Origin of the sequence: Pseudomonas sp. SW-3 (genome assembly GCF_016615645.1) — a bacterium.
GTDB classification, from domain to species: Bacteria; Pseudomonadota; Gammaproteobacteria; order Pseudomonadales; family Pseudomonadaceae; genus Aquipseudomonas; species Aquipseudomonas mandelii.
The window spans coordinates 704,247-716,692 of record NZ_CP067098.1; the positions used below are offsets into that span (position 1 = coordinate 704,247).

5 protein-coding genes are annotated in these 12,446 nt (G+C 57.1%); 3 read left to right on the forward strand and 2 right to left on the reverse strand.

The annotated features are described in order from the left end of the window. Positions 1-26: 26 nt before the first annotated feature. Complete coding sequence (locus tag JIO00_RS03040; RefSeq protein ID WP_200667593.1) at positions 27-7,067, forward strand: TcdA/TcdB pore-forming domain-containing protein; 7,041 nt, start codon at positions 27-29, stop codon at positions 7,065-7,067. A gap of 75 nt (positions 7,068-7,142) precedes the next feature. On the opposite strand, the gene JIO00_RS03045 is transcribed toward JIO00_RS03040, so the two are convergent. Beyond that, a complete protein-coding gene (locus tag JIO00_RS03045) occupies positions 7,143-7,739 on the reverse strand; it encodes a MarC family protein (protein WP_010463905.1) in 597 nt (198 codons plus the stop codon). A 258-nt stretch (positions 7,740-7,997) separates the two neighbouring features. On the opposite strand from JIO00_RS03045, the gene JIO00_RS03050 reads away from it, so the two are divergent. Further along, positions 7,998-8,789, forward strand: coding sequence for a hypothetical protein (locus JIO00_RS03050; protein ID WP_083375142.1), 792 nt, complete (start codon positions 7,998-8,000; stop codon positions 8,787-8,789). A 21-nt stretch (positions 8,790-8,810) separates the two neighbouring features. Then, the gene (locus JIO00_RS03055; protein WP_234452926.1) at positions 8,811-9,569 is read left to right on the forward strand and encodes a hypothetical protein; all 759 of its coding nucleotides are present in this window, start codon (positions 8,811-8,813) and stop codon (positions 9,567-9,569) included. A gap of 21 nt (positions 9,570-9,590) precedes the next feature. Here JIO00_RS03055 and JIO00_RS03060 read toward each other — a convergent pair whose 3' ends face one another. Continuing rightward, positions 9,591-12,377 carry a hybrid sensor histidine kinase/response regulator gene (locus JIO00_RS03060; RefSeq protein WP_154913238.1) on the reverse strand — a complete coding sequence of 929 codons (2,787 nt, stop codon included), beginning with the start codon at positions 12,375-12,377 and terminating at the stop codon, positions 9,591-9,593. Between the last annotated feature and the right edge of the window lie 69 nt (positions 12,378-12,446).

Here is a 12,446-nt window from a genome sequence, read left to right on the forward strand (position 1 = left end):
AAGTTTGTTATAAGGGCATGGATGTGATGAATCAATATCAGGGATCAAACACGGCGGGTAAGTCGTTTCTTCAGTATTTCAGACTCGATGATATTCAAGCACTCTCGAACGAGTTTCGCGCCGCGCCGGAATATGAAGCGCTGGTTGGCTATTACTCAGCGTGCGCAAAAGATCAGCCATGGGCTGACCAGATGGCGCCATTGTTATTGCTCAAAGAGACGCTCGACTCACTGATTGGCCAGCGCGCCGGACCGATTTCCGCCGCGTTGGCCGACCTCTCTGCGCGGCTTGAAAACTATACAAACCGGCTGGTCCAGACCGTGCGAATGTTGAATCCGGTTGCGCCCGAAGTGCCGAAAATAATGCACTTCGTTTGGGTCGGCGGGAGCGCGGTTGGCGCTATTCAGCGAGACTACATCAATATATGGAAGGCGGTCATGGTCAAGGAAGGCCATACGTTCAACCTCTGGTACGACAGTGATGCAGTACTGGCCTTCGAGATGAATCGAGTGATCCTGGACAGTGCCAGGGCGCATGCCATGGAGTCAGGGGGAGCCACTATCGCCACGCCTGTGGAGCTGGCCCGGATGATCGAACATCGAGCCCGGGTGCTGAAAATGCAAATGTCGGCTCACCTCAGGCAGGAGCGCTGGGCCGGAAAGGCGGATGAAGCGCGTATTGATCTGATGGTTCGCGCCTATGGCAAGGACGAGGCCACCCTCATTGCGTTCAGACAAAAATGCCTGGACAGCCACTTGGCCATGGTTGATCAACATCTGCGGTTACGCGACGTGCGTGAAGTCTTCAAAGAACACCTTTTATGGGACGTCTATGAACGCGAAGTGGCAGGGCGAGGCAACTTTGCTGCGGCCAGCGATGTGGTTCGCCTGCAGGTCGAAGCACTGGAGGGCGGTCGCTACAGTGATGTGGATTACTTGCCGCAACTGAAAAACGTATTGGGCGGAGTCGATATTACGGCGTTCGATGAAAGTGCGCGAATTGGCGTATTACAACTCCTGCTCAATAACAACGAATCGCTGATGCCAGGGCGCGACCCCAGTCGATACCCTGACCGCACAATGAGTATTCCTGAACAGCACAGGGCAGCATTAAACGAGTTTGCACTGCAGCGTCCGGGGCCCTCCGACATATTTTCTGCGCCGGGCAATAGTCAAACGCCCACGGACGGTATTCGCATGGCCATCCAGATCAACAGTGAAATGAACTCTCATATCGTCGCGCATGCCGGCGCTGGCTCGACCCAGGCGATTATCGAGTTGATCAGGTTCAACTACGACTTCCTGTCAGAGTTTGAGTCTCGATTGAACGCGACGGCTGTGGACTGGAGCGACAGTGCAGCCGTACAAGATATTCTCGTGGCGATGGTGAATGAAAAGATTGCCGAGGTGCCTGGACTGTCGAAAACGCGCCGAGGGTATTTAGGCAAGCTGGTTAGCGCCATTGGCGCTTACTACAGTGACGGTATTCGTTATGAATCCCGTGGGACCATTGATTTGACCGGACCTGGAGCGGCGATTACAGGGCTTGAGGAGTATGTGGAAAAGCATCTCCTGTTTGATGGGAAAAACGAAATACGAGACCGATTGAAATTGTCGGATGGCTACAACGTGGCCACCGAAGAAGAGAAGGTTTCTGGCTGGACGATCAACGCTACACCGCAAGAATGGCTGCAAAAAGAACAAGCAAACTGGGCCGACGGCAAATTACAAACACGCTATCAGGGGACTTTTTCCGAGCTGTTGAAAGGGCGCACCATCAGCTTCGAAAAAGGCTGGCCGATCATGGAAGGGCGCCCGGTTTTGTTGACCGCCATCCTGCAGCGCTGGATGGATGAGTTAGGGGAGCCCTTCATCCGTGCGATGAACGAAAAGCTCAGCGGTGAGTTGAATTTCGCTAAACCTTTTTCCCTGGACTTTGATGACCGGCAAAGGATTCTGAACCAGCCTGTAGCCGAGCTACCGGTTTCCCATGGTTTCTATCCGATTGGCAATCTGAATGAAATGATCGTTCGCATCGGTCATGGGACTCTGCCGCTCGATCAGTTGAGTCCGGTACATCGGGTGGTGCTCGGTGGCCTTTTCGGCGCATCGACGCTGGACGAAACCGGTTTCGCCGACGCCTGGCAGCAGCTCGGCGCGCTCGCGGAAAGTACGGCCGACCGGGGTATATCCGAGCGGTACATGTCTATCGAGCAGGTGTTGCTTTCGCTCAAAAGTCCCGAGTTCGAAACGGCGTTTGCCGCCGTCAAAACGCCAGTTGACCCCTCCACGGAGAGCGCTCAGGTACTCAAGATTCTTTCATTCGAGAATTCGTTGACGCTTCGTCAATGGGGCGAGAGCGTGGCTCGCATCAGGCACCAGACGGACTACGAGCTACGCCGATACATTCTCCAGCGCAGTGCCTCGGTGCGTAAAACGCTCCTGGAGGCGGGCGCGTCAATGGCCAAGTTAATGCCTCAGGGGTTGCTGGTCAGGGGCGATGGCGACCCCGGAAGACGCTGTTATCCACTGGCGCTGCTGATGGCGGCGGCGACTCATCAGGGCCGCGATGCGGTACAGGCACTCAGCGGCAGACTGGCCAATGCGCATTTCTCGCCCGGTGAAAGTGATACCCATGCATTTCTTCAGGCGCTCGACGAATTGCGCGCCATACCCCAGGCTGATTTTGGCGACAAGCTCGGCCCGTTGAGTTTCGATGGCATCTTTGAGGTGTTGGCGGCTAAACCTGCACCTTGCACGTTGATGCTCAATACCGAAAACCATTCAATGATGGTGGCCAGGACCGGGACGGCCGAACACAGTAGCTGGTCTTTCTACGACCCCAATTTCGGTGTCTTTGGTTTCGATCGGATAGACCACCTCAAGCTTGGGATGAAGGCCCTGTTCAACACGTCCGACCTGGCCAGGCAGTATGCGATCGAGTCGACGGATCGCTCGCCCTTCAATGTGATCGAGCTGGACGGCGCTCGCCTCGCCAGCAAGCACTTACCCTCGGAACTGCCAGTGTCGAAGCTGTTGGGCAATGAATCCTTGAGCTCAGGAAAAAGCATCGCACCCTGGTCCCATCACGCCCAATTACGCTCACGCGCGCTGTCTGAAAATGCGCGATTGGGACGGGGTCTTTCCGAACGGGATGCCAGCGTCTGGGCGAGCAAAATCGATCAGGTGACAAACCGGGTGAGATCGGCGAACGGACTCGGGAGCGAGTACGTCCCCGTGTTCGCAACCCTGCAGGCTCAACCGGATGACGGTTACGCACTGTCGTTCATGGACATCAAAACGCAACAGATCCGCGTGGTGAAAACCAACGAACCGTTTCTCGGGCGAATCAAGTCGTTCCTGGACACGAGTATCGAGTACCTGGCCGGCAGCAACGATGGACATAAACCTGTTGATCCAACGGATGTTTCCGAGGGGAGCCGGCTGAGTTTTGCGTTTGGTTTCCAGGCGTTGATCACCGAACTTCGAAACCGCGATCAACTGGCGCAGCCTGGAACAGAATCGAACCTGGCCGTCGCCGTTCGCCTTCATGGCTACCTGGGCCATGCACAGTTAGTCCACGGTATCGGCCTCGACACGCTGCAAATGGCGAACCTGGTTCGACAGCTGGTGAACGCCGAGCGAGCGATAGCGGTCAGGACCGCTTCGGCGGGCGGGCGACTCCTGGCGCGAATCGCTGGCCCGGGGTTGGGGCAGGTATTGGGCGTGGTCAATATCGGTTTTGATATTTACGAGTTCTACAACGCCGAAAACCACGAGCAGCAAGCGCGTTTCGGCACTCAACTGCTGTTCGATGTCAGTGCGCTTGTGCTCGACGGCGTTGCGCTGGTAGTCGGCGGGACGGCGGGTGCGGTCGCAGGTTTTCTGTCGGTACCATTGCTTGGCATCGGAATCGGCGTCACGGCGATTGCCGGCAATCTCGGGCAAATCATGGACAAGGCAGAGAAAGTTGCCGAATTGTTTACCCGGTTCAAAACGGCGTACAGCCCGCAGGCTTTTTCGGTCAAGCAAGGGGTCGTATCGATCATGCCCGAGTCGGTGGTGGACACGCTTGATCTTCGCGAAGGGGTCATCGTGTTCGGCAGCCAGGGGCTCTTTCGCTCGCTGGGTGGCTCGGGGCTCCCACGGCCCGATGGGAACAAACAGAACGCTATTGTCGTTCGAGAAAGCATGGGGCTGCCAAAACAGGTCGCGATTCCTGGCCCGCGTGTTCATGGTCGATTTAACGCTGTGCCGGCAGAATCGGCCTTGCTGCTTCCGGGTACTCCAAAGTGTTATTACGGTTACGAGTATCAACTGGGTTCCGATCCGCAGGTCTTTGAGTGGAGCAACCTGCTCCTGAACGTTGTCGGCGGCTCGAGCGTCCTGCCTCGTAAGATGTATCCGCAATATGACGTGTTGCGTGAACTTGAAGCCAGGGAGGAAGGTTTTTTCTTCACCCACGCCAGACCTTTCCCGCACATCCTGTACAAACTTAACCCTGTCTATGAGCCCACGACCATTACCGTGCGCGTTGGAAATGAAACCCGGGCGCTGTACGTTCCTGAATTACCGCGAGAGATGCGGGGCAAGGTTTCTTACCGCATCGACACGCTGAGGGGGGCTTACTCCCTCGCACTTAAACCAGGACTCGTGTCGGTCCATCTCAGCGCACTTCCCGGTGACGGAAGCGTGAGCTGGGTGTTGAGCGCCGACTGGATCACGCCACAACACATCAGTGTCGGCGCGGCGGGGTTGAACATCGACGGTATCGAGCTGAGCATCGAGGCCGACATCGACGTATATGTTCGAACAAAGAACCTCGAAACCTACCGTGTTGACCGCGAACATCGGCAACTGTACCTGGCGTCACTTCAAGCGGCTGACGGACATTACTCGCAGGCGGAGCTTGACCGTTTGAAGGTGCTTCACCGGCAGCAGCGCATGGGCAATGCCTTAATTCCTGCGGGCAAGTTTCTGCTGCCTTTTGGCAATCCAGAAAAGCCGCAATACACTGCCGGTTGGTACGAAGTGGCAAAGGAACGGTTCGTTTATGGCCGTCAATTCCTGGGTCCGGTCAGCGAGAAACTTCAACTGGCGGCAGTGCAAGACGATCACGCTTACTTCTATCACCCGGATCAACCCCTGATATGGCGCGTCAATGCCGTCACGGGTTTGACCACCTGGCGCTACAGCGTTTTCAATCGTGGAAGTGAAGAGGCGCAGATCATTGGCTGCCTTGATCGGGGCGCTGGCGTTGTTCAAGTCACTCAGCGGGTACGCCTGAGCAAGACCCAGCGTTACGTGGTGATTTATCTGATTCACGGCGAGGAAATCTCGTTGGTCTCGGTATCGAGCGAACCACCGGACTATTTCGATACCTTGAAGGACGTCATTGCCCTGTTACAGCAGGTTGATATTGCGGTTGTTGCTGAGGGCGCCGACGCCGAACGGCAAACGTCCTGGAGGCCTGCGTCCTTTGTGACGGTAACGTCCGGCGACCTCGACAAGCCGTCGCTGCCGAGATGGATCAACGGGCAGAGCCACCAACTCCTGACCCCGCACTTGCCCGTCAGCGAAACCGCCTCGGCGCTGCCCCAGATAAGCTTGCTGCCACCGAATGATCCTGATGCTGCAGCGTTCCTGTTTCACGACGCACACAGTCAAAACCTCTATCACCAACCCTTTACCGGCGATGAGGCACAACGGGTGCCATTGCCAGGCAGCGTCAAGCTCAGGATCAGCGACGGCGGGTACCTGGTCGTCAATGAGTCCGGGCTGATGTTTGACGTTCGTCAGGACGCGAGCTTTTTCCTTAGCGGCGTGACGGGGGATTGGCTGGATGCCCATCCATTGTGGATGAGCGATCTGGAGGCCCTTGGCAAGGAGCATGCGGTTTCGCTGATTTCGCTTTCCGGATTATCGGACGTCACCGGCCAGGTGCCTGTCTACGCGCGCTATCTGAACAACAAGCTGTTGGTAACCGACCTGATGGCTGAAAAAGGTTGCCGTCTGTTGTCCGTCACTCGTGATGGCAAGCACGCCTGGTTACTTGGCCTGAGCAGCGGCCACCTTTATCGTCAGGCGTTTATCGAGCCTGAGCAGCTGAGCCGCGCGTTCGGCAGTGGCAGGCGGCTGATCAATGCCGACGCGCTGCCACGACCAGAAAAGGTCTGGGGAACCTGGGCATTTTCTGACGTGCTGCCTTACGGCACCGGTTTGCGGGGCCGCACTCGGGACGGGGTCAATTTCGAACTGATTGAAGGTGAGCCGGCCCGCATCATCAGTGTCGAGAACGCCTGGTCTTATCGTTACAGGGAGTCGCCTGAAGCGCTGACAAAACGCCTGAACGATTTAGTGTCCGGTCAGGCTCATGCGCCTTTTTTGCCGATTGGCCACTCGACCAACCGTTACGCGTATTACGTACCCGAACTCAATCGTGTCTTTGAGGTTAACGGCAGAGCGGATGGGCAGTGGGCAAACTTCCTCGGGACGAAACAAGGGAGTGTTCCGCTGTTGTTTGATCCGGTGGACGGCGTGATCTTCAACCGCAACACAAAAGAGGTTGTGTGGGTGGCGGCGAACAAGGCCAGTCGAGAGGGGGATGTCATGACGCTGGAGATCGGGGGAGAGGTAAAAGACCTGCTGGCTCTGGTGCCTGACGGTGTCAGTTCATTGATTCTGGGAGGCGCTGAAACGGGGTCGATTTACCACGTGTCGGAGACCGCCTGGCAGCACCTCGATTGCATCGTGGTCGATTGCACTGACTGGCCGGACATTGACGCCATACCCTCGCGGCTGATTCTGGCGACCGGAGCGCAGGATGACTGGCGTGTCGATCGGGCAGACAACCATCTGCTGCTCACCGACCCCGACAACGGCAGCAGCCTGGTTTTTCGTTCGGCACAATCTGAGGAGTGGGCATTGGCCCAGTCGCTGAACCTGAGTGTGCAAGTTCTTGGCAATACGCTTGAGGTCAGCGTCCATGAACTGTGGCAAACGATGTTCGATCTTGGGGAAAGCAGCCTTGAGTTAAAAGTGCTCGTCGAGAAGTTGAGCTCGGTCTAAAAAACCGAGGGTGGAGATCCGGGTTCCGAACGTTTCGCAACGTTGTCAATTCACAACGTTGCGCTCCCTGGCTGATCAGGGCACCAGGTAACCTTTTACGCCCGTGAAGATAATCTGTGCCGCCAGCGCGCACACAAACAATCCCATCAGCCGGCTGACAATCTGCAAGCCCTGGTCACCGAGAATCCGTTCGATGCGGCTGGACAAATAAAGGACCACGCCAACCGTAAAACTGGCCAGGGCAATGCTGAGAATGGCCGTGAGTTTGTCGTCCCAATGTGGCTGGCTCACGCCCATAACCAACAAGGCACCGATGGTGCCGGGGCCGACCGTCAATGGAATCGTCAGCGGGACGATCGTCACGTCCTGCTGCACATTGTCGGTCTGCACCGCCGACTTGCCTTGGGCCATGCCCAGTGCCGAGATAAACAGCACGCTGCCGGCGCCGATGCGGAACGCGTCCACGGTGATGCCGAAGACACTGAAAATCACCCGTCCGAACAAGTACAGCAAGACGCTGGACACCAGCGTGGCGGTGGCCACTTTCCAGGCCAGTCGACGTTGTTCCTTGCGTGAATAACCGCGGGTCAGGCTGATGAAGCAGGACAACACGAAGAACGGGCTGTAGAGCACCAGCATCTTCAGGTAAACGCTGAATAACACGTGGAGCATGGTTTCGGCTCGCATCAGGAGTGAGGATGACGAGGAGTCTATCAGTCAGTTAATTGCTTGTGGGTGTGAGTTGTGACAGGCGCGTCAGTTAATTTTGCGGTTGGGCGCTTTTGTTAGTTGCTTAGGTGTTGTTGTAACTTATGTTTATTGAATGGATATGGTGTTACAGGTTTTAGTTTGTCGTAGTTCGTTTGTTTGGTTATTGTTTTATCGCAAGTTCATGAGGAACTTGTCTGGTATTTTTATAAGGAATTCATTGTGTATAATCAAGCTATTCGTGAAAGTTATGTCGCTGCCTGTATTGAAGCGATTGAAGCGTGTGATATCGACGAGCAGATCATTATCCGCCCTCGTGGTCTTATGGTTGTGGGCGACGAGATCGAAGCACCGTCGAAAGGCTCCGTTGTGGGTGAAGGCACGTTGGGCTTTTCTGGCAAGCTCAGTGCTGAAAACAAGTCAGACGCTCAAAACGCCTTTCTCTTTGCATCCCGTGCAGCGAACAAACTATACCCTGAAGAACATCAGGGCAAAGAGTGGTACTTGAGGTTCCGGGAAGTCATGACCCTCGCAGGCTGGACGCCTGTCAGCAAGTACTACAGCGATCTGCACGTCAGCGGCACCAGCGTCCGCATGGACAAACTGGTGCTGGAGATTCTCGGTGCGGTGGTTGCCGGCGTTGCATTGCCTGGTCCGACGACTGCGTTGATGCTCAAGGTGGCGGGTGATGCGATCGCGGCCCTGCAAAAGCGTGACACGGCTGCCCTGACTGTTTATGAGCGAAATCTGCTGGAAAATGGCGTCGGGGGAATCTCGGCAGGTGCGTGTGTCGAAGTCGAGGGTGAGGCAATCATGGCTGTGGGTGCAGTGCGTTTTCTTCGCAAGAACAGCTCCACCCAAGTAATGTTTACGGATGTGGATATCCGAAATGTGAACTTGTATCGCGGCGAAACGGTATTTGCCAAAAATACATTGGTCGCTGATGCAGTCCGTGAGTCCATCAAGAGCAAACTTGTCCCACATAAAGACCAGATCGTAGACATTGATATCTAACTGATCTAAATCGGCAGCCGGTTGTCGGCTGCCTTTTTTATTGTCGAGGGAGTTGATATGAGTTGCGAATATTCTGTGTTGATCGTTGGCGCTTGTGTCGTGATTATTCCGGCTGCGGATGGGGCGGCGCACTATAAGGATCTGGTCGATTCCGTGTTGCTGGCGCAATTGATTGCCAATAAGAAGATTGAAAAAGCCCCGGATGTCGACTGGTACAACGCTTATGTGGAGTTTCTGGATGACTACTGGCTGCGACGTACAAGAGCGCGACAGGAATGGCTGATTACCCAGGACAGTGTCGAGTCTGTCAGCGACTGGGTCATTGCAGCGATTTCACAAGGCGCTGTGGATAAAGGAGGCGCTACGGCGGCAACAGTGCAGCGGCTGGCAAGGTTGTCCGGCAACGAGCCCGCAATGGGTTTGCTGCGCGATCACATGCAGAAAATATCCACGGACGAGTCGGGTGATGTTCTTGCGCCCGCAGAGGCTGTGCGTTTGCTGGTGGTTATAGCGCAGACGCCGACATCGCTCACAAGTGTGTACATCGAGCTTAAGACCCGCCAGATCATCAGTGCCAATCCGCTGGCCCAGCGACATCTGGCCGAGGATGTACAAGGCAGCGTTTGCATGCGCTACGCCAGTGCTGACTTGTCCGGAATCCTCTACGGCCCCGTGCGCGACGCCATTGCCTTGAAGATCAGGGACAGGTATCAGGACAACGTCGCGATGTTGACGTTGACCGATGATGCTTCGACCATGGAAATCTGCGCAGCAGATTGAGTCATGCCGGCGTTGATTGCCCTACACGCCTGCCTGGAGCGTTGAGGTCGTGCGATTCTGCTGATCACGCTGGGCAACCCAATGCTCGATCAGATCGCGCAGTTGCGACAGCTCGACCGGTTTGGCCATGTGCCCGTCCATGCCGGCCTGGCGCGCGCGTTCTTTGTGCTCGGCGAGGATGTGCGCGGTCAACGCAACAACCGGGGTGCGAATCCGCTGGTTGCCGACTTCCCAGGCACGTAACTGCTGGGTGGCAGAGAAGCCATCGAGGATGGGCATTTCACAGTCCATCAGGACCAGGTCATAGCGCTGGGCTTTCATTGCCTGCAAGGCTTCTTCGCCATTGCTGGCGGTGTCAGGTTGCAGGTTGAGCTTGCCGAGCATGCCGCGAATCACCTTGGTCGAGATGTTGTTGTCTTCGGCCACCAGAATGCGGAAATCACTCGGAACCTTGACCGGAAGCGTCGGACCGGAGGGCTGGTACGGCGAGACGGTCGGGCCCTTGTTGCGCTGGTTCAGTTCGTCCGCCAGGGTGGTCTTGAGGGTGTAGCCAGCCACCGGTTTGGCGAGGATGCGTTTGATCCCGGAGTTGCGCGCGATGATCTTGCTCGGCGCGTTGCTGATGCCAGTGAGCATGATCAGCAGAATGTCGTGGTTCAGGCTCGGGTCTTCCTTGATCTTGGCCGCCAGTTGCATGCCGGTCATGCCGGGCATGTTCTGGTCGAGCAGGACCACGTCGAAATAATCGCGCAGGTGAGCTTTGGTGCGCAGCAATGCCAGTGCCTCTTTACCGGACGGCACGGCACTGACGTTCAGGCCCCAGGCGCTGCATTGCTGCACCAGCACTTTGCGGCACGTGTCGTTATCGTCCACCACCAGCACACGCGCACCTTGCAGCGGCCCGTCGAGGTCGGAGGTCGGGTGCTCGAGACGATCAGGGTCCAGCGGCAGGGTCAGCCACAACGTGCTGCCTTGGTTGGCGCCAATCTTGATGCCGAATTCGCCCTGCATAAGGCGGATCAACTGACGGGCAATCACTAGCCCCAGGTTGCCGCCCAGGCTGGTTGCCGAGAGGAAATGTTTGCTGTGCAGCTCGGCGTGCATCAGTGCGTCGCGTTCTTCGGCCTCCATCGGCACGCCGCTGTCTTGCACGGCGATGCGCAGGCGCGGTTGGGCGCTGCGTTCGTCAAGCGCGACGACGATCAGGATCTCGCCCTCGTCGGTTTTCTTCAGGGCGTTTTCCAGCAGGCTCAGCAAGGTCTGGCGCAGACGCGTCGGGTCGCCGCTGATGACGCGTGGCACTTGCGGCTGGATGAAACTGATCAGCTCGACGTTCTGCTGTTCGGCCTTGGCGCGGAAGATGCTCAGGCAGTCTTCGATCAAGGCATTGAGATCGAATTGAACGTCGTCCAGTTCTATCTGCCCGGACTCGAGCTTGGAGATGTCGAGTATCTCGTTGATCAGGGTCAGCAGTTCGTTGCCGGCGCTGTGGATCGTCTGCACATAGTCACGCTGCTTGACCGACAACGGTGTGCCCAGCAGCAGTTCAGTCATGCCCAGTACGCCGTTCATCGGGGTACGGATTTCGTGGCTGATCTTCGCCAGGAACTCGGCCTTGGCGTTGATCTCGGCATTGCTGGCCGCCAGGTCGCGACTGACGCTGAAACGATCTTCGGTGATGCTGCGCTGACGTTCGCTCAGCGCAATGCTCATCAGCACGCCGCTGATGCAGATAAACCCCAGCAGCGTCATGATCAAGCCCTGCGGCGCGACCAGCGTCAGCCCCAGCAGGGCCGGCAACATGATCAGCGTGCCAATGTTGAACACGACCATCGCCGCGACGAACAGGCGCGCCGGGCGATAACCTTTTTGCCAGTGATAGGCACTGACGAACAACATGCTCAGACCTGCCAGGGCGACCAGGGCGTAGGTCATGATGTTCAGCGGCAGCGTATTGACGAACAGCAGCAGCAAGCCGCACATCACGATGAACAGAATGTCACCCAGCAGCAGCTTGTTCAGCGGGTGCGGGCCGAGTGGCGCAAAGAAACGATAGGCGAACATCAGGCCGCACGGCGCCGTCAGCAGCAGGGCGAGGTAGGCGCCGGGTGTCTGCACCGCGTGCCAGTTTGGCAGCCAGGGCCCCGCCAGATTCAGCAACAGCAGCAGGCTGAGCATCAACAGTGCTTCGCATGCGGCCAGCCAGAGACTGCTGCGCGAGCGCGTATAGGCGTAGCGGACGAGGCTGTGCAGGATCAGCATCCCGAGGCAACCGAACAGAAGGCCGTAAATCAGCATCTGGTTCTGATTGGCCGCGGTCATGATCGCCGATTGCAGGGTGATGTACGGCCGTAACTGGTGTTCGGACACCAGCCGCAGGTAGACGTCGAGGGGTTTGTCGCTTTGTGGCAGCGGCAACATGAATTCGCTGCTGGGCAGGGGACGGTCAGCCTGGGGCTGCCCGGTGCCGGTGTTCAATTGATCGATCAGCGTGTCGCCGTCGAGCACGTACAGATTGAGGCGCGACAGGTCGGGGGCGAACACTCGCAGCAATTGCTCGTGTTTGCCGGGTGCGAGCCGGAAGCGCAGCCACAATGCGCCTTCGGGCTCGGCCGCGGTGAGGCGGTCAAGTTCGATGGGGCTGAATTGATTGGTGTAGCGCGCGGAACGGATGTCGCTCAGCTGCAGGTCGCCCTGTTCGTCAAGCAATACCGCCCAGCCACTGCCTTGCGCGGCCTGGGCCGGGAGCATGCAGAGCAAGGTCAGCAGCGTGACAGTGAAACCTATGGCAATCCTGAGCCAGCGCACGGCGAAATCCCTTCGTAGGTTGATGCCAGATTATAACTATGCGCGGCGCCGGAACAGTCCGGCAAGGGC